Raw genomic sequence first — 23,277 nt, 5'->3', positions numbered from 1 at the left:
TAGGAAGCTGTTTGGTGTGAAAAGGCTTATAGTAGTAGAAAAGAATGGAGGGAAGGCTATGATTAAGAGTATTTATGAGGCGCATGTGCAGGTTCGGAATTTGGAGGATTCGATTGAATTTTATAGATGTCTTGGGCTGACGTTTGTTCATAAAATTGAAGAGAGGCGCTGTGCTTTTTTCTTTGTTGGGGAACAAAAGCAGATGCTCGGGCTTTGGGAAACAGATGAAAAAGAGTTGAAAAGGAGTCATTTTGCTTTTGGAATTGAAGCAGTAGATATTCATGAAGCGTTAACGTGGCTGCGTTCAAAAGGCATTGAACCTGAAGAAACGTCGTTTGGAAAGCCGCAAACAGAGCCGATTGTTCATACGTGGATGCCGGCAGCGTGCGTGTATTTTAATGACCCTGACGGTAACCGCTTGGAATTAATTACGCTTTTGGATGATAAGCCCGTTGTATCTAAGGATTTTCCATATTTAAGTGAATGGAACAAAGAGAACCGGAGGGGATTATTTTAGCCGAAGTGAAAACGAACCATTGATCAAAGTGTTTGATTAGTGGTTCGTTTTTTTTGTTATGGTTAACATAGGTTTCATGTGTGTAGGTCTTTCTAGCAGTTGATTGGAGGGCAAGGCGAAGACTCCTGCGGGAAAAGCGGAACAGGTGAGACCCCGCAGGAGCGCAAGCGACGAGGAGGCTCACCGGCCGCCCGCGGAAAGCGAAGCCTTGCACGGAAATCAACTGCGGTGTCATAAGCGATCTATATGAGCTCATGTATCCCATTTGTTCGTCTTTAGATTGGGTTCATTTCGTTATGTCTCAACCTGTTTTGTGTATCATAAACGAAAATTTGACATAATAATAAACATATAATATATTTGTTTATAAATTAATAAACAAAATAGAAAGGTGTCTATTTAAATGGTAAATGACTTGTTTTGGGAATCATCTTTTGAAGATATGAAGAAAGGGTACGGGGAAAGCGAAGAGCACTATCACTGCTTACTGTGCGGTGAAAGTATTGAAAAAGGCATTATTTATCCACTGGAAGGTGTTTTTTATGAAGCAAAACGTTATATGAAGCTTCATGTTGAACAGCAGCACGGGTCTGTGTTTCATCATTTAATAGAGCTAGATAAAGATGTAACCGGTCTTTCTGATCATCAAAAAAATTTAGTGAAGTTTTTTAAAGAAGGAAAAAGTGATAGTGATATTCAAAAAGAAATGGGAATCGGCAGTTCATCGACCATTCGGAATCACCGTTTTACGTTAAAGAAAAAAGAGCGTCAGGCAAAAGTGTTTTTAACGCTGATGGAACTGTTAAACGACGGGGAAGAAGAGAAGGCGGTACCCGTAACAAATACTGCGCCTAGAAGAAGTCAGCGCTACAGCGTCAGTGATGAAGAACGTGAAAAGATTTTAGCGAAGAATTTTCCGCAAGGTTTAAACGGACCTCTTCGTACTTTTCATTTGCAAGAAAAACACCGTCTTGTTGTTCTTGAAGAATTAAGCGGGCATTTTGATTTCGGTAGCACATATACCGAAAAAGAAGTAAATGATAGGTTAGCACCTTTTTATGACGACTATGCGGTGCTGCGACGTTATTTAATTGAGTACGGTTTTTTAGAGCGCAGCGCAGATGGAAGCAGCTACTGGAGAAAAGGAGAGACAGGGATGAGTATGGACTCAAAAGACTATAAAAAGCAAATGAAGCAGCTAGCGAAAGAAGTAAAAACAGAAGGCGGCGTATATCAAATTAAAAACCTTCACAACGATAAGATTTACATTGGCTCTACGCCTAACATCAAAACGTTAAACGGCGTAAAGTTCACGTTAAAGACGAACACTCATCAAAATAAAGAGCTTCAAAACGAGTGGAATACGTACGGGGCGGATGCTTTTTTAATTGAGATGCTGGAAACGATTAAAAGAGAAGAAGAAAAAGCACTTTCAAAAAAGGATTTGCTGAAACTGGAAGCGAAATGGTTAGAGAAGCTGCAGCCTTACGGCGAAAAAGGCTATCATTCGCCGAAAGCTGATACAAAGGAGAAATAGGTGTGAAGAATCAAGATGCTAAAAGTGAAGTAGTGGAATCAGAAAAGTCCGTCAGTAAGCTGATGCTTGTGTTTTTGATTCCGCTCATGTTAAGTAACGCCATGCAGTCCGTTGGGCAGCTGGCGGGAAGTATTATTGTCGGAAGAGCGCTTGGAGTTGATGCGTTAGCCGCTATTTCCGCGTTTTTTCCTCTGTTTTTTCTGCTTGTGTCGTTTTCAATTGGAATTGGGTCAGGAAGTTCCATTTTAATCGGGCAAGCGTACGGGGCACAAAATGAAAAACGAGTCAAAGAAATTATCGGTACCACGCTCACGTTTACATTTTTAGTGGGAATTGTGCTTGCTGTTTTGGGAAGCATATTTGCTCCGGATATTCTTCGGATTATGGGAACGCCGGTTAATATTATTGATGTAACGGTTCACTATGCGCGCATTTTGTTTGTGGCAATTCCTGTTTTGTTTTTATACTTTGTTTATACGACGTTTATGCGCGGAACCGGAGACTCTAAAACGCCTTTTTACTTTTTAGTTGTGAGTACGGTCTTAAACATCATTTTCCTTCCAATTTTAATTTTTGGATGGATAGGAGTGCCGAAGCTTGGAGTGTACGGCGCTGCGTACGCAACGGTGTTTTCAACCGTATTAACGTTCATTATTATGATCGTTTATTTACGCAAGAAAAATCATCCGTTAAAGTTTGACTCATCTATTTCATTAAAAATGGACGGAACGCTTTTAAAGCTGCTTATGCGTTTAGGGATTCCAGCTAGTATCAATATGATTTTAGTTTCTCTTTCTGAAATTGCGGTTATTACGTTTGTAAACGGATTTGGCTCAGACGCTACAGCGGCGTACGGAGCGGTGAACCAAGTGGCAAGCTATGTACAAATGCCGGCAATCAGCTTAGGAATTGCGGTTTCTATTTTTGCGGCGCAGTCGATTGGTGCTAATAAATTTGAGCGTTTAAAAGAAGTTATTCGCTCTGGAATTATGCTGAATTACGTTATTGGCAGCGTATTAATTTTACTTATTTATCTCTTTTCTAATCAAATTTTAGCTTTGTTTTTAACAAGTCAGCACACGCTCCATATTGCCGAAGAGCTGTTAGTGATAACACTTTGGAGCTATTTGATTTTCGGTCATGCGCAAATTATTACCGCTACAATGCGAGCAAGCGGTACGGTGCTTTGGCCTACGGTATTTAGTATTATGGCTATTTGGTGTGTAGAAGTACCCGTAGCCTACGTGTTATCGCAGTTTACACCTCTTGAAATCAAAGGGATTTGGATTGGATATCCAGCGGCGTTTGTTGTCAGCTTAATCCTGCAGTACAGCTATTATCAATTTGTATGGAAGAAAAAGAAAATTGAACGTCTTGTCGGATAAAAAACGAGTGGAAACGCTCGTTTTTTATTTTTCCTAATTAAAACACCCTTAGCTAAGAGTTTTAATAGGATAGTGCATATAACTTTTTGATGAAAAGAGGGTATGACACTATGAGTAAATCTGGATTTGTGCCGGATAATTCAAATATTAAAAAAAGCTCAGGAACGCCTAATCTGTCAGTGAACTATAAGCAAAACGTCCTGTTCAAACGAAATGATCAAAATATAGCGTATCAACTAACCTCAACTCAGCTGCCTGCTATGCTTGGAGGTGCTTTTGTTGATTTATATATGACGAAAGGGCATATGAGAGAACCCCACTGGCATCCAAACGCGTGGGAATTAGATGTCGTCGTTTCAGGTGAAGTGCAGGTGTCTGTCTTGGATCCTGATACAAGCAGCATGCACAATTACCGGATAAAACAAGGGGAAGTTGTGTTTATACCGATGGGCTGGTGGCATTGGATTGAGCCCTTATCGGAAGAAGCGCATCTTCATCTCTTTTTTAACAATGATCAATTCGAATCTACAGAAGGATCCGACGTGCTGCGCTTAACGCCTCCGATCGTGTTTCAAAAAGCATACGGAGTAAGCGCAGGCGAAGTAGCAGAAGCCGTAGCGCCAATTACGGATACGGTTGTGATTGGGCCGCCTAATGATCATTCTTCTTATAAGAAGGGCTATGAACGTGATGAAAAAGTTGTTATTAAAATAAATGAAAAAGTAGTGCCTGCTGAAGATAAGTAGCATAAAAAACCATTGAGCCTATGGTCAATGGTTTTTTCGTGAGGCTTTTTTTATAAAAACAGCTCGTTGCGTTCTAAATGCTTATACAGCCGCGTTGTGACTTGTTTTTGGTTCCATTCGTTTTGCGGAAACTGCTGCTTGTCTACGTGAGAAACGGCCGGTTTGTAGGTTTTTTGAATCCGTTTGATATCATTAAAGGTTGCGTTGGTTTCAATGTGATCAGCGAGCGTAAATACAAGAGAGTGCAGCTTTGCAACATTGGGAATCGTAGCTGCTTGGCTGAAAATGGCTTTCGCGACGGACAGCTGTCTTTCATGCGCAGTAAAGATGTCTTGCTCATTACGCTCCTTTAAAAAAACAAGCGCTTCTTCTCCGTTAAGGCGAATCGATCCTTTTGGAAAAACAATGTTGCTATGTTCAAAAGCACGTTTGTTTGTGACGATAATGCCGCCTAATTTATTTACAGCATCGACGACTGACTGCTGATCCATTTTGACATAATAATCAACAGGAAGCTTTGCGCACGTTTCGACGTTCTTTACGACAGCATTCATATTTCCTCGGTGATAAATGGTTCGCAGTGTTTCATTGCCGAGCTGAGTTGACCCTGGCAAGTGGGTCATTTTTATTGATTCATGCTGTTTATTAACAGTCATATACACAAATGACGTATTTTGATGGTTTTCTTGAATTAAAAGCAGGGAAAACGGTTGCCCTTTTTTTAAATTGACGTGTGTTTTGTTACCATGCTCAAGCGGTACATATGTTTGATCAACGGCAGCTTTCACCGTATGATAGCCTACAAATGTGATGCTGACAAAACTGACGAGTAAAAATAGTACGAGACCGCCAATCCACTCTTTTTTTGCTTTGCTGCTCATCGTATCACCTTTTTCTATCGAAGTCGTTCGTAGTATTGCCATCTTAAAAGGGTAGTAAAACAAATGAGCGCTATTTTTATTGCGTATCTCGCTTTTTCTTGGCGTAAGTTTTGAGCTCTGTAATTAAAATCGCTTGTTCTTCCACATCGTTAAACGCTTCGATGCCATAAAGGTATTCGGTGTGCCGTTTTTCTTTCCACACGCAAAGTCCGGTAATATGGATGGGTTTTTCATTTAAATAAAAGCTGATTTTTAGCTGAATTTGATGGTTGAAAATAGGTAAATCAAGCGGCGTAATTATTTTGATTCCTTTCGGTGAAAGGTCGATAACAGACAAAGGACCTGGCTTAGAATCGATTTCTTTGTTGTCGTATTTAGCAATGGAAAACGTTCCAACAATGGGGGTCTCAAATAAAAAGCGAAACGGTTCTTCACGTTTAAAATGCATGTATTATCAGTCCTTTTCGTAATCTAAGTTTGTTAAGTAAGTATTCGATGAAAGTCTAAAAATTCCTACACGTTTTTCCACATCACCCATATAATGTTTATTGGTGTAGAAAATCTCATATGACCACAGACCGGTCATGTGAGATTTTCTAGACCTAATCGTAGGCGATCCCCCTTGCGGGGTTGATCGCCTACGATTAGGTGAACCTTTGTGGGAGGATTCAAGCGGTCTTAGTTATCGATTGCCGTTTATAACTGCTTTTATAGTATCGGAAGTTTTGTTTGAAACTTTAAATAGAGAGGGAAAGGTTTTGAAAAAAGCGCTACGCTAGAGTTAGATTGTATGTTAAAATTAAACTTTGTGAAGTAGCTGTATTACAAGTCAGCGTTCCTTCAACTAATTAGGAGGTGAGATGAATGGGCACTGATGACCCCATTTCGATGAAGGTTACTGCAAAACAAGATAGGGGCAACAAAGGTGTATATGTTCCTCTCATTTCAACGAAGGAAAATACTCCTTAATGCCTCAATGATGTGAGGTGAAAAATCAATGATTAAAACATACTTATATGATGATGAAACAAAAGAAATGGTAACGAATCTTGATTTAGGAGACGTGCATGAAAAATTGCGCAATCCTGATAATTTGCTGTGGATTGATTTGTATGATGTCCACGGACAAGAGCTTGCTCAAATTGCTAAATTATTCGATTTTCACCCATTGGCAATTGAAGACTGCTTACACGACAGTCCTCGCGCTAAAATGGATGATTACGAAGACTATAAATTTTTCGTTTTTCACGCGCTTCGCTATAACGAAGAAAGTGATGACGAGATTACGACGCTTGAGTTAAATGCCTTTGTCGGATCAAATTACGTAGTGACGATTCATAAACATAAAATGGGCTGGCTTCGCAAAATGGATGCTGTGTGCTCACGCTATCCAAAGTTTATGAACCGCGGCGCCGACTTTTTACTGTATGCTTTGATTGATGGCATCACGGACGAATACTTTCCGATTTTAGACCGAATTGACATGCGTATTGATGAATTAGAAGATGAAATCTACAACAAAGAAGTGCGCGGAGTGACGGAAGAGTTCTTGGCGTTAAAAAGAACGATTATCTTAATCCGTCGCGTTATTCTGCCTCAGCGCCGAATTTTCTTAACGGTTAATGGAAAGTGGAAATTCGACATACGAGAAGAAAATGTTCCTTTCTACATTGACTTGCTTGACCACTTAGAGCGTATTGTAGACTCTGCTGAAACATTTAGAGACCTCGTAAACAGTGCACTTGATACGTATTATTCTATTACCAATGCAACTTCATCTGAAAAGCTGAACGTCTTAACGCTGATTTCAACGATTATGCTTCCGCTGACGTTCGTAACCGGATTTTTTGGGATGAACGTACCGATTCCATATCAAAATTCCCACTGGGCTACTGCTGTTATTATCGTTATGTTAATTGTGTTAACGTGGGGAATGTGGAAATACTTTAAAAACAAACAGCTTTTATAACCAAAAGGCACTTGGCCATAAGCCAAGCGCCTTTTTTCTTTATTTTGTCACCGTTTTTGCTGTTGCTTTACTCGTATTGTTCGCTTTGTCTTTTGCGGTTACGCTTAAGACTGTTTTTTCTTTTTGCTTTTTAATTTTTACTGAGTATTGTCCTTTGCTGTTAGCAGCAGCAGAGCCAATGCTTTTTTTGTTTACTGTTACCGTTACGGTAGCATTTGCTTCTGCTTTACCTGTTACAGCCGTGCTTTTTGTTGTGACAGCATTTACGCTTGGTGCGGCAGGGGGAGTTTTATCGCTCACTTTTACAGTCGTAGCTTTACTTGTGTTGTTGGCTGCGTCTGCTGCTGTTACGCTGATTGCTGTACCTGCTTTTTGTTTTTTAATTGTTATGCTGTACTGACCTTTTGCATTGGCTTTTGCTTTGCCGATTTCTTTGTTGTTCACTTTCGCTACAACAGATGCATTTGCTTCAGCTGTTCCTTTAATAGTTGTATCCGCGTCGCTGACTGGATTTACTTTAGGGGCATTTGGAGCAATAACGTCACGCACCGTTACTTTTACTTCTTCACTTTCTTGTTTTTGGCTGTTTGTAGCCGTGATGTACAAGACTGTGTTTTCTTTTTGTTTTGGAATTTTCACTTTGAACGCGCCTTTTGCATCAGCTTTTGCTGAAGCAATCACTTTCTTAGCGCTGTTTTTAACATTTACCGTAAAATTCGCTTTAGACGTTCCTGTTACGTACTCATCTTTATTCGTTACGGCTTTTACCGCTGGTTTGGCAGGTGCTTTTTGAACAACTGCACGAATGCTCGTACTTGCTTTTCCATTTGTGACAACCACTTGTAAAACGGTATCAGCTTTTTGAGCTGGAATGTTCACAGAGAACGTATTTTTTGCATCAGCTTTAACTGTGCCAAGTGTTTTTGAGCCGTTCATTACTTTAACAGTTGAACCGCTTTGAGCTTTACCTGTAACAATTTTTTGCGTGCTGACAAATGTATTTACCTGCGCTTGCAGCTGCTGTGCACTTACCGCGCTGTACGCATTTAAACGTCCCCATCCTGATACGTAATCGTAGCCTGGAGCAGGGGGCTCTAACGGACTTTCTTCATCATCGTATACAGGAGCATCTTTTTCATCGAATTTAATATCTTTAGCTGTATCCGTTAGGCGTTTTTCAACGTCTTTTGGCTTTAAGCCTGGGTTTTGTGATAGTAATAATCCCGCAACGGCTGCCACGTGAGGTGTTGCCATTGATGTTCCGCTTAAATAAGTGACGTTCCCGTCTGGAACAAGACTTGGAATATCAGAGCCAGGAGCTGTAATATCTAATCCTTTTCCATAGTTTGAGTAGTCAGATACGATATCTAAACGGTTTGATGCGCCTACTGAAATCGCATAGGCAGATGAAGCAGGGTAAGAGAGCTCTTCCATACCGTCGTTTCCACTTGCAGCTACAACCGTTACGTTATGATCGTATGCGTATTTTAACGAATATTCAAGCACGCGGCTGTAAGATCCGCCAAGGCTTAAGTTAATGACTTTTGCACCGTGATCAACCGCGTATTTAATACCGTACGCAATTTGTTCTGTATCTCCGCTTCCAGATGCGTCTAGAATTTTAACCGGTAAAATTTTTGCATGAGAATTAATGCCAGCCATTGAATAGTTATTGTTTGCAGAGGCTGCGATAATACCTGCTACGTGAGTTCCGTGTCCGTTGTCGTCTGTTGCATTCGACGAACGATCCACGTAGTTATAGCCTGTTTTTGTATCCACCACGCCTTTTAAATCAGCTAGTGATGAATCGACGCCCGTATCCGCAACGGCAATAACCGTATCTTTTAATTTTTGACCGTTCAGTAATTTTTCAAGCGATTCGTATTGAATATCGGCATGTTGCGTACCGTCATTTTTACCCGTATTGTTTAATGACCATTGATACGGATATTGTGAATCCATTGAAAGAGCGTGGTACTCTTGAACCGGCTCGATAAATTCAGTTTCAGGAAGTGCCTGAATTTGTTTTGCCGTCATTTTACCTTGAGCAGACGACGTGCTGAAGCTTTTTGCATTGCTGTCATCTAATTGAATAACAAACATATTATCAAAAGAAGCAGCTGATTGTTTTAATGGATTAATAGATTCAATGCCTGCTGATTTTGACTGTGCTTTTGTTTTGAATGATTTAGCATTTGCACCATCTTTTAATTTAACAATATAGCGAGTTTCAGCTTTTGTTGAAACGCTGTTTGCGCTGACTAATTTAGCTCTTACTAATACAGACGATACGTTTAAGTCCGTTACGTCTTTTAATTTTGTCTGTGCTGCTACTTTTTCTAAGTCTTTCTTTAAAGCAGCTGGAACAGATTTGTACGCGATGTTATATAAATCATTGATTGCTTTTTGGTCAGCACTTGTAATCATGTATGTGCTTGATGCGCCGTTTTTTGCCACATCTGTAAATAAACCTTTTAGCTGAACTAAATCTTTGTATACTTGTTCGCGCATCGATTTATCAATAATCATTTTAGAGCTGATAAACGGAGCGGCTTTGTAATAAAGAGAAGAAAGGTCTTTTCCGCTTGCTGTTTTTGAAAGCACAGCGTCGCGAATTGTACGCAAATCTTTTAAAATACCTTTTCCGTTTTCTTTTTGGCTTGTACTTAATTCAGCCGGGCATTCTTCTTCCATCATTTGAGAAGGAGGAAGTGAAGCGCCTTCATAGCTGATTGTGTAAGGAACTTCTGTTTTTAATTCCGGCTGAGGTTCAGAAGGAGTTTGTCCACCTTCTTCGGTATCATCTTCAACAATAAGATCTCCATCTCCGTAATACTCAACTTTCACATAATAAGGGCCAGTCCAAGCGATTGGGAAATCAAGCTGAGCAGGCTCATCTTTGTAAGAGTATCCCATATAACGGTCAAATGCCACGTTGTTTTTGGCATCTTCAAGACTAGAGTAAACCGTGATGTTTACTTCATCATCACTTTGCAGCTTAATTCGGTAGTGTGAAAACTTTGCTACATCTTGTTTAGAAGGATTAATCTTGTACCAATGTGCTTGTTCTGGTTCTGTAAATGTTCCTTTTGCTGCTTTACCAATGCTTAATGTTTTTTCATTAGCAGGGGGATTGCCTGCTGCTTGTGTTTTCAGTAAGCCTAATTGGCTAAAACACAAGGTGAACATTAAAGCAAAAGCAATAAAACGATAAATTGACCCTTTTTTCATGTTAAACCTCCAAAAAATATAGTAAAAAATAGGAATTACATACCTATTAAACCATAAAGTTTGAAAAAATGTAAATAATTACTGTTTCTTATTTTGAAATTCTGTAAAGTTATTAATCTCGTAAAATAAATAGTGAGATAAGTCCTAGTTGCAAAAGGTAGAAAAAATTGGCAGAATAAAGAGTGACCTGTCTATAAAAGGCGAGGGCACGCTTAAAAGGAAAGAAGGGAATGAGGATTATTTTTAAAAACAGCATTCAGCGGAGAAAATTTGATCGGTTTCTTTTTACCTGTGTTTATAAAGAGGAGATCGGGCTATATAAATAAAGATTGGAAGAATTTTCAGTCTAATTAAGTTCATTTGTAGCATATAATACGAGCTGGATTTCTTTTATAATAAACAAAAGCAAAGAAAGAGCAAATGGTGAAAAGGAGTGAAAGAAGTTGTCAAATGTGATGCAACGACAGGAAAAACGAATGAAGTTTGATGCCGAACAGCTTGCACCCCTTGATATTGATAAAGAGACAAAGAAGTTGCTAACAGAAAAAGGATTGCCCAAAGAAGCTTCACCATTTCTAGAGTTCGTTTCATCCAAAGGAAAGCTAACAACGCTATGCGAAACATTTGAGTTATCATCTCGCTACCAGCACTATTGGTTTTTAGGAACAACAGGCGCTGGAGATCCAATTTGTCTTCATCAAAAAAACGGTTCGGTTGTGCTGCTCGATACGTCCAACGATGACTGTGAGCGTTTTATTAATACAACTTTTCCGCAGTTTTTAGCATGCTTAGATGTGTTTGAAGAGCTAGTAGAAGAAACGATTCAAGCTAACGGAGAATCTGCATACTTAGAGAGACACATTCCTGCTGAGGTGCTGCAGCGATGCAAAAAACGTATGAATGAAATTGATGAAGCTTGCTTAGCCCCTTATTCTTTTTGGTTCAAAGAACTTTCTTTTTAATATAGTAGAAAAATAGACATGGCCGTTTTGGTCATGTCTATTTAGTTGTGGCTGCAGGGCTAGATAGAATAAATAAAAATGATAGTATATAATGGATATAAATTCCTTTTTTGAAGAGGGAGGAAGGTGTAAATGATTTCTTTATTTGGATTAATGGGTGCTTTCTTTGTGCTGCTTGCTGGTGCGTCGTATTTCTTCTATAGAAGGAACTCGCCCGTGCAGTACGGAATTTCACTTAGCAGCATGCTAATAAGCATATTTCTATTTCTATATAGCATATTTGGAGTTGGCGGCTTTGAAGGAATGGGTCTTGGTGCTTTAGCGGCTGCTTTGTTCTTGGCGTCGGTTCTGAGCTTGTTCGTCAGTGTTCTTTTTAATATCATAAATAGACACGGGAAAGGTGCTGTTTGAAATGGGAGAAATAACCTTTAGAGAAGCAGTGCGGGAAGATTTAGATCAAATTGTTGGAATGCTCGCTGATGATATGCTTGGAAGCAAACGAGAGCGCTACGAATTACCGCTTCCAGACTGTTATGTTCAAGCATTTCAGGCAATTGATGCGGACCCAAACAATGAACTGATTGTCGCATGTAAAGATAGTGAAGTAATAGGTGTTCAACAAATAACCTTTACGCCCCACATTGCACGACAAGGCGGGTGGAGAGCAACGATTGAAGGAGTTCGAACCGCTTCGTCACAGCGCGGAAAAGGGGTTGGATATCAGCTGATTACATGGGCGATTGAACGAGCGAAAGAACGTAACTGTCAGTTAGTACAATTAACAACTGACAAGGAACGGTCAGAGGCTTTGCGTTTTTATCAAAAGCTTGGATTCACAGCTTCTCACGAAGGATTAAAGCTTCATTTGTAATTCGCTGTTAATGGTTGTATCCCTGTGGTAAGAATTTTTTGATTAAAATGAATTTTTTAGTTTAGTTCAATTGAAACGTGGTATACAAATAGTACAGAGCCGATAGAAATTTTTCTAAGGCTACTGTGAAAGGTAAATACTTAGCTTCATGAAGGGACTGGTTTCGTTTTGGAATACTTAACAGCAACTTCAGCAAACGTATTACCTCACATGAAAAGCAGATATTCTGATCTGACAATTGGCACTCTCGTTATGAACCGATATACGTAGCGAAAGGGCCTCACAAGGGCAAATGAACATGAAATAAGTAGCATGATATGAAGGGAAGAACCTGCATCAGTTTTGATGCAGGTTCTTTTTTGTGAGATGCGGCAGGAAATCTTATACAAAATTTTGGAAGGAATTTATAGATAGAATTTATAGATATGATAAACTATTTGAAATTGTATCGGCACGAAAAAGGAAGGAGGAGTTCTATGGATACACGCGAGCTCTTTTATTACATTTATCAAAAGAGTGTCACAGCGGAAAAACATTATTTGCCATGGGCACTTTCTATGCTGGAACATGAACAGGATTCTTTGTCTCTTTCTATTTTAGCTTCTCTCCGCCCACCTTATAATCTCTTTGAAATAGAAGATTATTTTCAGCGTACTTTAAAAGAGCTTTCCTTATCGGAACCGAGTGAACAGGAATGTACAGATTACCTGATCTATATGCGGCTTCAAACAATTGTGCAGCATGAAGAAATGGCGCTAACAGAAGCCAACCACTTATACACCATGTTCATTCAGCTCGACTGTCCGACTGAGTTAGTAGGTTGGCTTGAAATTAGTGATATGATAGATGACTATCAGTACGGAGACAATTATTTTAACATCACGGATGAAATCATACATACAACAATTATGAAAGAAGCTAAAAGCCAGCTGGAACATTACCGTAAGAAAATCCTCAAATGAAGGCATTACAAAATTTCTTATAACTTATTTGACACCTAAGGTATAAAAGAGTATACTTGTGTTAAACATAGTAATTATGTCGGATAAGTAGGTTATGGTGCTGTGAACAAGACTTCTACTGATAAAGAGGAGATCTAGTCCAAATCGTACAGTCCGACTTTGATGAGATGCTTTCAAGCATCTTTTTTTTTGCAAAAAAACAGCCGCAGGGGCTGTTATAGGGCAGTAATTCTTCCTTTGTAAGCATCAATCAACCGCTGGTTATGTTCATCTGAACCTTCCATGTTTCCGCTTAAAAAGACAGGAGGCGTGATGCCGCGGCTGAGCAGTTTTTGAATGGTTCTAGATAGGATATCGTTTAAGATAGCGCCTCCAATTACAGTAGAACCAGAAGCGAAGGAAATGTCTTGCTGATGAAGAAGAACGTCTCCTTTTGGAATGTGATTATTGATTACAAGATCCACGACATCATGAAGGTATTTTCCGCTTTTATGTCGCGAAGCCCGACTCGTGGCATAAGAAGGAGAGGTAAGCCCGATAACAAAGGCGCCTTTTTCTTTTGCAATTAAAGCCACATCAATCGGAACGGGATTTACGCCCGACGTAGAAATCACAATCATGATATCGCCTGGTACGATATCTTCTTTTTCCATAAAGGTGGAGGCATAGTCGTTTTTACGCTCTAGCTGTGAAGAGCGCGAAGCTCCTTTATGAAGCATCAGTTCTTCTGCAAAAATAGGATGAATCGGTGCAAGCCCTCCGGACCGGTAAAACACTTCTTCCGTTAAAATATGAGAATGACCGCACCCAAATAAATGAATGAGGTGATGAGAAGCTAATTGCTGTGAAATTTTCTCGGCTGCGGATTCTATTGCCTGCTGTTCATGCGCCTCCACTTTGGCAAGCAGTTTTGTTAGTTCCTGTAGATATAAACTAGACATAAAAAAACTCCTTAGTTAAGATCGTGTCATGTTAATCGTAAACTTATAGCGGTCTGCTCGGTACGAAGACTTCACCACTTCAAGCGGCGTGCCGTCTTGCAAATACGTATTTCTTTGAATCAATAGAACGGGTGAATATGAGCTGATTCCAAGATGCTTCACTTCGGTTTCAGAAGCTAAAATGGATTCTAACGTTTGATTGGCTTCGCCAATTTTCAGCCCGAGCTCTTCTTCAATATAGCGATAGAGCGAGTCATTAACAATGGATTCTGTTAAGCCTTTGACTAAGTTAGCGGATACATACACGCTTTCAAGCGCCATTGGCACGTCGTCAGCTAAACGAATACGCTTGATTTCATAAACAGGTGCATGAAGAGAAATTTGCAGCTGCTCGGCAATTTTTTCTGAAGCCGCAATAATTTCAAAGCTCAGCAGCTTACTGCTTGGCACCATTCCGCGCGCTTTCATATCTTCTGTAAAACTCGTTAATCCAACGAGCTGCTGCTCCAGTTTTTTTTCAGACACAAAGGTGCCCCGGCCTTTTTGACGGTATAAATAACCGTCGTTTACTAAATTGTTAATCGCTTGGCGAACGGTCATTCTGCTGATTTCAAATCGTTCTGCAAACTCTCGTTCAGAAGGAAGCGAATCATTTGGTTTTAACTCTCCGTTTTCAATTTGTTTTTTCAACTGTTCTTCAATTTGATAATAAATCGGAAGAGGTGAGCTTTTATCAATCACTTAAGTTCTCTCCTTTATGTAAACCTCCTCATCTAAAAAAGACGAGGAGGTATGTTATCTATATATACTCTAACTAATAGCCAGACACCTTTCTTTCATAAAGACGGATTGATTATAGTCGGGACAGCCTACTTGACTATTCTTTCAAAGGCTCACTTTAGCTAAAGCTTCTTGGTCCGCAATAATTGTAACACAGTGATGCTTCTTTAAAATAGAAGCAGGAAAGTCTTCTGTGATTTCTCCGTTAAGCAGCTGATACATCGCTTCTGCTTTGGCTTCCCCGGAGATAAGCAGTAAAATTTCTTTACTTTTCATAATCGATTCAATTCCCATTGTAATAGCCTGAGTAGGCACTTCGTCAAGAGAATTAAAGTAGCGCGCATTCGCTTTTCGCGTTGACTCTTCTAACGTCACAATATGAGTAGGAGAGTTGAATGACGTACCAGGTTCGTTAAAGCCAATATGTCCGTTTTGGCCGATTCCAAGAATCTGAAGGTCAATGCCTCCGTGATTTTGAATCATTTCATCGTAGCGGCGGCATTCTTCTTCAGGCGTATCAGCTAGGCCGTTAGGAACGTGCGTGTTGCTTACGTCAATATCAATATGATTAAATAACGCATCTGCCATATAGTAGTGATAGCTGTTTGGATCTTGCGGCTTCATTCCGACATATTCATCTAAGTTAAATGAAGTAACGTGTTTGTAAGACGTGCCGTGCTCCTTATGATCTTGAATTAAACGATCATATAATCCTTTCGGCGTGCCTCCCGTTGCAAGTCCCAGATTCATATTTGGTTTTTCATGAAGTTTGCTAATCAGCATATCAGCTGCTTTTGCGCTCATTTCACTGTAATTTTTCACTTGGATGATATTCATTGTTAGTCCTCCTTTTTAAAGCTCAATGTGCCTCGGCAAAATGTCATTTCAACATCTAAGTTTTCATTTAACACCACGATATCCGCATCTTTTCCAATTTTGATGCTTCCTTTTGTATCGAATAGATTAAGCTGTTTTGCTGGGTTTTCAGCAGTCATTTTTACGATGTCTTCTAATGAACAGTTCGTAAAGCTCATCGTGTTTTTAATCGCATCGTTCATCTTTAAGATGCTTCCTGCTAATGTTCCATCTGCAAGTGTAGCGGTTGTGTCGTTTACGTGAACAGGCTGCCCTCCTAAATCATACGTACCGTTTTTTAGCCATTTGGCACGAAGAGAATCCGTGATAAGAATCATGCGTTCACTTGTAATTTGATCGTACGCAAGCTTGACCATTTCAGGTCGGCAGTGGATGCCGTCTGTAATCAGCTCTACAAATAATTCATCTCTCAAATACGCGGCCCCTAATACGCCCGGCTCTCTATGGTGAAGACCGCGCATGCCGTTATATAAGTGCGTAATATGAGACGCTCCTGCTTCGATGGCTTCACCAACTTGATCGTATGTGCTGTCGGAATGGCCAATAGAAGCGACGACGTTTGTTTCTTTTAAATAAGAAGTAAGCGCTAAGCCGTTTGGCTGCTCCGGAGCTAATGTAACAAGTTTAATATGTCCTCCGGCTGCTTTTTGCCACTCTTGAAACAGTGTCACATTCGGATCTTGAATGTGAGTAGGCGGCTGTGCGCCCGCACGTTTCGGTGAAATAAACGGACCTTCTAAGTGAATACCAACTACTTCAGCATCCGCATCTGTTTGCTCTTCGATATAAGTGCCGGCATTGCGAAGCGCTTTTTCAACCGCTTCATTCGACTGCGTCATAGTGGTTGCTAAAAAGCTTGTTGTACCTTCTTTTGGGAGCGTGCGCGCCATTGTTTTTAATGCTTCTGCTGTACCGTCCATCGCATCGGCATTGTTAACGCCATGAATATGCACATCAATGGCACCCGGAATCACTTTATAGGAAGGAGAAAGTTCAATTACATGGTCTTTTGGCTGACGTACGTATTGATGTATCTCTCCGATTTCAGTGATTTTTTTGTTCGTTAGTTTAATATACCCATTTTTTAATGTCTGATTTTCACTATAAACGGTTACATTATAAATAATGATGGATGAATGTGTATCCATACATACACTCCTTTGCTCGTTGTATTGATTTAAGTGTAACGCTTTTTGGAATAGTTGTCTAGACCAGTTGATTTTTTTTTGTGAACTAGAAAGTTTTGTAAGGGCTTTTAACATTGATATAGAAAGGTTTTTAAAAAGAAAATTGGTATAGACAACTATATATTTTATGTGCTAGTATGAGTCCATGCAGTAAAACCGCCGTTATGTCAGCTGATGATGTAATCATAGGCCGGGATGAATGCGGTAACTTGTCATCCGATAAATATTGTTACGAAAATCCTTGCTCGTAACATCGGGTTAAATACGTTATACAAAGGGGATAGAAACATGCTGAATTTTTTACAACGTATTGGTAAATCGCTTATGCTGCCAATCGCAGTATTACCTGCTGCGGCATTGCTTCTTCGTTTGGGTCAAAAGGACTTATTGGATATTCCATTTATGGCTCAAGCCGGAGATGCGATTTTTGCGAATTTAGCACTACTGTTTGCACTCGGAATTGCTGTAGGGCTTTCAAAAGATGGAAGCGGTGCAGCAGCACTTGCCGGAGTGGTCGGTTATTTTGTGTTAACAAAAGGGACTGTAGCTATTGATAAAGATATTAACATGGGTGTACTCGGCGGGATTGTCTCGGGGGTAACGGCTGGTTTACTATACAATCGTTTCTCAGCCATTAAGCTGCCAGAGTGGCTCGGCTTCTTTGCAGGAAAGCGGTTTGTACCGATTATTACGTCAGTCGTTATGCTCGCGCTTGCAGGAATCTTTGGGGTTATCTGGCCGCCGATTCAAGATCAAATTAACAACTTAGGAACGTGGATTACAGGAGCAGGAGCGCTTGGTGCAGGTATATACGGATTTTTAAACCGTCTGTTGATTCCAATTGGACTGCATCACGTGTTAAACAGCTTAGTATGGTTTGTATTCGGAGACTATCACGGCGTAACGGGAGATTTGAACCGCTTCTTTAAAGGCGATCCAACGGCAGGAACATTTATGTCTGGATTCTTCCCGGTTATGATGTTTGGTTTACCGGCAGCTGCGCTTGCGATGGTTGCAGCAGCTAAAAAAGAAAAACGCAAACAAGTCAGCGGTATGTTAATCGGACTTGCTGTTACTTCTTTTTTAACGGGAATTACGGAACCAATTGAATTTCTATTTATGTTCGTAGCACCGCTATTATACGTTATTCATGCCGTTTTAACGGGAATTTCGATGGCTTTAGCCGTTGCACTTGGTATTCACGCTGGATTTGGATTTTCAGCAGGGGCCATTGATTTCTTCTTAAACTACGGAATTTCACAAAAACCGCTGCTGTTAGCAGGAATTGGAATTGTGTATGCAGTCATTTACTTTGTCATTTTCTACACGCTGATCAAAGCATTAAATTTAAAAACACCGGGACGTGAAGATGATGAAGAAGTAGACACATCAAACGAAACAATTGTTGCAACAGGCGATAAATATGTGGATATGGCGTCTTATTTTATTGAAGATTTAGGCGGAAAAGAAAACTTAACCGTAATTGATAACTGTGCGACTCGTCTTCGTTTACAAGTAGCTGATGCCGGCAACATTAACGAAGCTGCCTTAAAGCGTCACGGAGCGAGAGGAATCATGAAGCTCAGCAAAACAAATGTTCAAGTAATTGTCGGAACAGAAGTAGAGTTTGTTGCAGACGCAATGAATCAATTAGTTAAATACGGCACAGCGTCAACCGCTGCACCTGTTGAACAACAGGCTGTCCAAGCAGACGCACACACAGAGTTTGTGTTACCGTTTGAAGGCGTTGTAAAGCCGCTTAGTGAAGTAGAAGATCAAGTGTTTTCACAAAAAATGATGGGCGACGGTTTTGCGATTGAACCTATTGAAGGAACGCTCGTATCACCGATTGACGGTAAAGTGATGACCGTATTCCCAACAAAACATGCGATTGGATTAAAAACAGCAGAAGGAATTGAAATCCTGATTCACGTTGGATTAGATACGGTGAATTTAAAAGGAGAAGGATTCGAAGCGCTTGTTCAAGAAGGGGACAGCGTTCAACAAGGAACGCCTCTTTTAAAAGTGGATTTAGAGTATGTTAAAAAGCATGCACCGTCGATTGTGACACCAGTTGTATTTACCAATTTGCCTGCAGATAAAGAAGTGAAGCTGTTAAAAACAGGCTACCAAAAGCAAGGCACAAAAGACGTTATTACATTTTAATAAAAAAGCATAAGCTCGTCTGAGCTTATGCTTTTTTTCTTTTTTTCATAATTGAAAGAATTTTGTGTTAAAATTTAGTGTGTTTGATACAGCTAGTGCGGAGCAGAGAGGAAGTAGAGCAAATGAAAAAAGAAGCGGTATTATTTGCAGTAAAGGTGACAACATGTTTATTATAGGAGCATTAGTGAATGGATTAGCGATTGTTGTAGGAACATTAATGGGCAAGCTTGCTCACCGCATTCCTGAAAAGGTAAGCGTGACGGTGATGCAAGTGATGGGTTTATCGGTTATCACGCTCGGTCTGCAAATGGGCTTTAAAAGCCATCAGTTTTTAATTGTAATTTTGAGCTTAGCCATTGGAGCGGTTATTGGTGAGTTCATCGATTTAGATGAAAAGCTAAACCTTTTAGGTAATATGATTGAACGGAAATTTCAATCGCAGCAAAACGAAAAGCAAGCATTCAGTATTTCACAGGGCTTTGTGACAGGAACTTTAATTTTTGTTATTGGAGCGATGGCGATTGTAGGAGCATTAGACAGCGGAATACGAGGCGATCACAGCGTATTGTTTACGAAAGCGGTGATGGATGGATTTATCTCATTATTATTAACCACTACGCTTGGAATAGGCGTTATTTTCTCAGCGGTGCCCGTGTTTCTGTACGAAGGCATCATTTCGTTATTTGCTACGCAAATTAATGCGGTCGTGCCGCAAGATTTAATGAATAGTATCATTGCCGAAGTAACAGGAGTAGGCGGCGTGTTAATTTTAGCAATAGGGATTAATTTATTAGAAATTATTAAAATCAAAGTTGCTAATTTATTGCCTTCGATTTTAATTGCGGTTGTGATTGTAGTTGTACAGCATACATATTTTTTATGAGGAAAAAGCTTGTGAGCATGACTCACAAGCTTTTTGTGTTACAGTTATTAGCTTATACGTTTTGATTTGCAAATCGTTTTGAAAGTTCGGCAAGCAGAGCAGGTTTATCGTCTCGGTGCATCATAACTTCAATAAATACGAGATGTTGATAATTCTGTTCGGCCAATATTAAAGCTTCCTCCAGCTCTATTTCTGTACGAACTTTAAAAGTTATACTCCGGTCTTTAGGGCCTAACACAGCGGGAAGCTCTTGATAATTCCACATTTGAATGTCATTATATACTTGATTTTCGCCGTGAATCGCACGTTCTACCGTATAGCCGTCATTATTAATTAGAAAAATTACCGGTTTAATATGTTGACGCAGCATAGTTGACAGCTCTTGTGCTGTCAATTGAAATGAACCGTCGCCGATAAGCAATACGTTGCGTCGGTTTTTGTCGGCAAGCTGTGATCCTAAAAGAGCAGGGAGTGTGTAGCCGATAGATCCCCAAAGCGGCTGGCCGATAAATGTTGTGTCTTTTGGCAGCGGCATGGTTGCTGCTCCGAAAAAAGATGTTCCTTGTTCCGCCAACAGTACATCATTTTCATGAAGGAAAGCAGCAATTCGTTCAAAGAACCTTTCTTGCGTTATCTCGGTTTCAGCTGCAGTATATGATTTAGCAGCTATCTGTGAAGTGAGAGAAAGAATATCCAAATCTTCCGCTTTTCTTTTTGTAATTGCACTGCTTAATGCGTGTAAAGAATCAATCATTGTAGCAGGTGCATATTTTGTGCTGTTAAACTGAACGGAAAATGGGTGAATATGAATAACATTGTCCTTTGAAAATTGGTGAGAAAATCCGCCTGTTATTGAATCCGTTAATTTTACTCCAACGCTGATGATGCAATCTGATTGATCTATACGTTTTTGCACATAAGAAGAACTTAAATCTCCGTTGTAAACACCGATAAACTGAGGGTGTGCTTCATTAAAAGCACTCTTTCCCATACTTAATGTTGCAACAGGAAAACCGGTTTTCTCAGCGAATTGCAGCAAAGCTTTCTGTGCTCTGTATCGAGTTACTTCAAAGTCTGCCAGTATAACGGGCCTTTTGGCTGAATTGATTCTTTCGGGAACGTCTACTATCATTTGTTTCAATGTTTCTTCGTTACTTAAAATGGCACTGTCTAATAATGAGTTGTAGGGTTTGCTAATAGGCTTATCATATACGTCGGTTGGCAAATTAATGTGAACAGGCCTTTTGTCAGTCCAGCATGTAAGAAGTACGCGGTCAATTTCTTGAGCTGCATTTTCCTGTGTAAGGAACGTTTGAGCTACAGTTACTTCTTTATACATAGTTGAAAAATGATCGAACTTTCCGTTTCCAAGCGTATGGTGAACGTACAAACCATTATCCATTACATTTGTTGTAGGAGTTCCCGTAATTTTAACGACGGGTACACGTTCAGCGTAAGATCCTGCAATACCGTTAACAGCACTTAATTCACCGACACCAAATGTTGTAATGAGCGCGGCCATTCCATTAACTCTTGCATAGCCATCAGCAGCATAAGCTGCATTTAACTCATTACAATTTCCGATCCATTCTATTTCTTTATGATCAATGACTTCATCTAAAAAAGATAAATTATAATCGCCAGGTACACCAAACATATGGTGAACACCTAATTCGGCTAAACGATCTAATAAATAATGTCCGATCGTATAGTTGCTACTCATACTTCATCACCTCAAAATAATATGTCAACATAGTTGACTTAAATACAGTGTAGAAGAATAAGTTTTTTTAGTCAAGTATATTGACCTTTAGTGCTATAAGTTCAGAATATAGTATACTGATAAGAAGATACTCAGAGCGTAGAGAAAGCAGGTGACATAAATGGACGAAAATAAGAAGCAGCAAATGAATGATGTGCTGGCTTTATTTTATTTTGCCTATAAAACGTTTACGGAGGAGCCGAATCAAATTATTCAAAAGTATGGAATTCAGCGCGTTCATCATCGTATTTTATTTTTCATTGCGAGGTTTCCGGGACTTAGTGTGAACGAGCTGTTGGCATTGCTAGAAGTCACAAAACAAGCGCTGCACGGTCCAATGAAAAAATTGGTTGAAAAAGAATTAATGATTAGTGAAGAAGCAGCGCATGATCGTCGAGTAAAGCAGCTGTTTTTGACGGATGAAGGACGGGAATTAGAAAAAGAATTAAGTAATCGACAGCGTGAGCAGTTATCGGCTATTTTTTCTGAAGCTGGTGAAGGTCATGAACAAGCGTGGTTCGATATTATGGAAAAACTATCAAAAACTCGTTCCGGCTATGAAGCATGGAATATAAAAAAAGAAAATAAGTAAGGAGAAACTAGAGATATGAAAGACAATCAACAGATTACAGCTCTTATTGCTGCACAAGTGGAGAAGTTAGCACGCCAATTTGGCTATGACTTTTTATCTGAAAAACAAGGGAATCAAACGCTTTGTCAAATTCTTCAGCGAGATGAAGACGGATCTATTTTGGCAACGCCGCTTAGTTTTCATTTACATATGAATGAAGATAAAGGGACCGGAGATATTGTTTACTACCATGAACAAGGAGAATTTAAGCGTCAGCAGGTGAATGTATATGAAGAAAATAGCCTTGTGAACGTGTTGTTATTTATCCAAGAGCGGTTAAAGGTCAATCGATAGAAGCGAGTTTCCTAATATATGCAAGGAAAAAAGCAGGGAGTTCCCTGCTTTTTTTCTATGAATTGATATAGCGCAATCCTACGCGGTTATTAAAAATTTGGTTGTGATTTTTGAAGACAAAAGCACCTGCTGCGTGATCAATCACCAGCTCATTGTCGTATACTTCTTCCATGTCATCATCAACAATAAATTCTAAGTCTTCAACCGTTACAACTTTTTCGTAGGGTTGAAGGCTGCGCTTTGAGATGATCTTCATTTCATAAATTGTATTAACAATATCGCAGCTTCCTCGATCAAAAGAAAGCTGAATCATTTGATTTTGTTCTACGTTCTGCAACGCTTCTTTTGCAGAAGGAGTGACGCGTATATTCATAATGATATCCTCCTTTTTCTATCCTCAAATTAAATTGTGTAAAATATATTTAACAATACTTTATTCGATTTTTATATCACCGGCAAGAAAAAAGCTTTCTTATATTTATTATTTCCCTTTCGAACTAGAACAAAACGCTGCTTTTTTATCATCTTTTCATAAAGACGTACATAGATATCACCTGTATGTGATTAAATGAAAAAGAGATCGACTATAGAAAAACGCCGATTCGTAATTCTTAGGTGTAAATGCTTAAAAATAGGAATATGTTGTAAAAAAATAAGAAGTTAAGTCATTTACCTATTTTAATAGTTATTGAGATA

The 23,277-nt window shown here is 39.6% G+C and carries 23 protein-coding genes; 14 read left to right on the top strand and 9 right to left on the bottom strand.

Annotated features, from left to right (window positions below):
- Nucleotides 1-58 precede the first annotated feature (58 nt).
- From AC4NPH_RS09255 to AC4NPH_RS09235, 5 genes are all read left to right on the top strand, one after another.
- Complete coding sequence (locus AC4NPH_RS09255; protein ID WP_491938691.1) at nt 59-517, top strand: VOC family protein; 459 nt, start codon at nt 59-61, stop codon at nt 515-517.
- 99 nt (nt 518-616) lie between these two features.
- Complete coding sequence (locus AC4NPH_RS09250) at nt 617-754, top strand: hypothetical protein (protein ID WP_170959564.1); 138 nt, start codon at nt 617-619, stop codon at nt 752-754.
- A gap of 166 nt (nt 755-920) precedes the next feature.
- Entirely contained in the window at nt 921-2,054 is a 1,134-nt protein-coding gene (locus AC4NPH_RS09245; protein ID WP_098197086.1) for a DUF2087 domain-containing protein, read from the top strand.
- Nucleotides 2,055-2,116: 62 nt separating this feature from the next.
- The gene (locus AC4NPH_RS09240) at nt 2,117-3,439 is read left to right on the top strand and encodes an MATE family efflux transporter (protein ID WP_199866500.1); all 1,323 of its coding nucleotides are present in this window, start codon (nt 2,117-2,119) and stop codon (nt 3,437-3,439) included.
- Between the two features lie 110 nt (nt 3,440-3,549).
- The gene (locus tag AC4NPH_RS09235) at nt 3,550-4,185 is read left to right on the top strand and encodes a cupin domain-containing protein (protein WP_029325035.1); all 636 of its coding nucleotides are present in this window, start codon (nt 3,550-3,552) and stop codon (nt 4,183-4,185) included.
- Nucleotides 4,186-4,235: 50 nt separating this feature from the next.
- Here the strand turns inward: AC4NPH_RS09235 and AC4NPH_RS09230 are convergent, their stop codons facing one another.
- Together AC4NPH_RS09230 and AC4NPH_RS09225 are read right to left on the bottom strand one after the other, a co-directional pair.
- Entirely contained in the window at nt 4,236-5,066 is an 831-nt protein-coding gene (locus AC4NPH_RS09230; RefSeq protein ID WP_098197088.1) for an LCP family glycopolymer transferase, read from the bottom strand.
- Between the two features lie 76 nt (nt 5,067-5,142).
- Nucleotides 5,143-5,514, bottom strand: a complete 372-nt coding sequence (locus tag AC4NPH_RS09225; protein ID WP_013055873.1) for a PilZ domain-containing protein — start codon at nt 5,512-5,514, stop codon at nt 5,143-5,145.
- A gap of 549 nt (nt 5,515-6,063) precedes the next feature.
- Here AC4NPH_RS09225 and corA point away from each other — a divergent pair.
- Nucleotides 6,064-7,035, top strand: a complete 972-nt coding sequence (gene corA / locus AC4NPH_RS09220; protein ID WP_013055874.1) for a magnesium/cobalt transporter CorA — start codon at nt 6,064-6,066, stop codon at nt 7,033-7,035.
- A gap of 39 nt (nt 7,036-7,074) precedes the next feature.
- Here the strand turns inward: corA and AC4NPH_RS09215 are convergent, their stop codons facing one another.
- Complete coding sequence (locus AC4NPH_RS09215) at nt 7,075-10,266, bottom strand: S8 family peptidase (RefSeq protein WP_098197089.1); 3,192 nt, start codon at nt 10,264-10,266, stop codon at nt 7,075-7,077.
- A 452-nt stretch (nt 10,267-10,718) separates the two neighbouring features.
- Between AC4NPH_RS09215 and AC4NPH_RS09210 the strand changes: the two genes are divergently transcribed.
- The 4 genes from AC4NPH_RS09210 to AC4NPH_RS09195 all read left to right on the top strand — a co-directional run bounded on the left by AC4NPH_RS09210 (nt 10,719) and on the right by AC4NPH_RS09195 (nt 13,061).
- Nucleotides 10,719-11,228: an SUKH-4 family immunity protein gene (locus AC4NPH_RS09210; protein WP_231101795.1), complete on the top strand. Its 510-nt coding sequence runs from the start codon at nt 10,719-10,721 to the stop codon at nt 11,226-11,228.
- A 132-nt stretch (nt 11,229-11,360) separates the two neighbouring features.
- A complete protein-coding gene (locus tag AC4NPH_RS09205; RefSeq protein WP_013055877.1) occupies nt 11,361-11,639 on the top strand; it encodes a YesK family protein in 279 nt (92 codons plus the stop codon).
- 1 nt (nt 11,640) lies between these two features.
- Nucleotides 11,641-12,099, top strand: a complete 459-nt coding sequence (locus tag AC4NPH_RS09200) for a GNAT family N-acetyltransferase (protein WP_013055878.1) — start codon at nt 11,641-11,643, stop codon at nt 12,097-12,099.
- 476 nt (nt 12,100-12,575) lie between these two features.
- Nucleotides 12,576-13,061: a hypothetical protein gene (locus AC4NPH_RS09195; protein WP_063670910.1), complete on the top strand. Its 486-nt coding sequence runs from the start codon at nt 12,576-12,578 to the stop codon at nt 13,059-13,061.
- A gap of 215 nt (nt 13,062-13,276) precedes the next feature.
- Here the strand turns inward: AC4NPH_RS09195 and AC4NPH_RS09190 are convergent, their stop codons facing one another.
- The 4 genes from AC4NPH_RS09190 to nagA form a co-directional block, all read right to left on the bottom strand.
- On the bottom strand, nt 13,277-14,002 hold the full coding sequence (locus AC4NPH_RS09190; protein WP_053486988.1) for an SIS domain-containing protein: 726 nt from the start codon (nt 14,000-14,002) through the stop codon (nt 13,277-13,279).
- A gap of 15 nt (nt 14,003-14,017) precedes the next feature.
- Nucleotides 14,018-14,743, bottom strand: coding sequence for a GntR family transcriptional regulator (locus AC4NPH_RS09185; RefSeq protein ID WP_013055880.1), 726 nt, complete (start codon nt 14,741-14,743; stop codon nt 14,018-14,020).
- Nucleotides 14,744-14,887: 144 nt separating this feature from the next.
- The gene (nagB, locus tag AC4NPH_RS09180) at nt 14,888-15,619 is read right to left on the bottom strand and encodes a glucosamine-6-phosphate deaminase (RefSeq protein WP_029325042.1); all 732 of its coding nucleotides are present in this window, start codon (nt 15,617-15,619) and stop codon (nt 14,888-14,890) included.
- Nucleotides 15,620-15,621: 2 nt separating this feature from the next.
- A complete protein-coding gene (gene nagA, locus AC4NPH_RS09175; RefSeq protein ID WP_013055882.1) occupies nt 15,622-16,806 on the bottom strand; it encodes an N-acetylglucosamine-6-phosphate deacetylase in 1,185 nt (394 codons plus the stop codon).
- 327 nt (nt 16,807-17,133) lie between these two features.
- Here nagA and nagE point away from each other — a divergent pair, with 327 nt between their 5' ends.
- Nucleotides 17,134-19,011, top strand: coding sequence for an N-acetylglucosamine-specific PTS transporter subunit IIBC (gene nagE / locus AC4NPH_RS09170; protein ID WP_053486989.1), 1,878 nt, complete (start codon nt 17,134-17,136; stop codon nt 19,009-19,011).
- Nucleotides 19,012-19,174: 163 nt separating this feature from the next.
- The gene (locus AC4NPH_RS09165; RefSeq protein ID WP_013055884.1) at nt 19,175-19,894 is read left to right on the top strand and encodes a DUF554 domain-containing protein; all 720 of its coding nucleotides are present in this window, start codon (nt 19,175-19,177) and stop codon (nt 19,892-19,894) included.
- 52 nt (nt 19,895-19,946) lie between these two features.
- Here the strand turns inward: AC4NPH_RS09165 and AC4NPH_RS09160 are convergent, their stop codons facing one another.
- On the bottom strand, nt 19,947-21,617 hold the full coding sequence (locus AC4NPH_RS09160; RefSeq protein ID WP_098315169.1) for an alpha-keto acid decarboxylase family protein: 1,671 nt from the start codon (nt 21,615-21,617) through the stop codon (nt 19,947-19,949).
- 160 nt (nt 21,618-21,777) lie between these two features.
- Between AC4NPH_RS09160 and AC4NPH_RS09155 the strand changes: the two genes are divergently transcribed.
- Together AC4NPH_RS09155 and AC4NPH_RS09150 are read left to right on the top strand one after the other, a co-directional pair.
- The gene (locus AC4NPH_RS09155; RefSeq protein ID WP_013055886.1) at nt 21,778-22,248 is read left to right on the top strand and encodes a MarR family winged helix-turn-helix transcriptional regulator; all 471 of its coding nucleotides are present in this window, start codon (nt 21,778-21,780) and stop codon (nt 22,246-22,248) included.
- A gap of 15 nt (nt 22,249-22,263) precedes the next feature.
- The gene (locus AC4NPH_RS09150; RefSeq protein WP_013055887.1) at nt 22,264-22,581 is read left to right on the top strand and encodes a hypothetical protein; all 318 of its coding nucleotides are present in this window, start codon (nt 22,264-22,266) and stop codon (nt 22,579-22,581) included.
- Between the two features lie 55 nt (nt 22,582-22,636).
- On the opposite strand, the gene AC4NPH_RS09145 is transcribed toward AC4NPH_RS09150, so the two are convergent.
- Nucleotides 22,637-22,954, bottom strand: a complete 318-nt coding sequence (locus tag AC4NPH_RS09145) for an iron-sulfur cluster biosynthesis family protein (RefSeq protein ID WP_013055888.1) — start codon at nt 22,952-22,954, stop codon at nt 22,637-22,639.
- Nucleotides 22,955-23,277: the final 323 nt, after the last annotated feature.

Source organism: Priestia sp. MDV22-iso46 (assembly GCF_058629175.1).
Note: the sequence above shows the minus strand (reverse complement) of the source record. Positions and strands in the feature narration are given on the sequence as shown.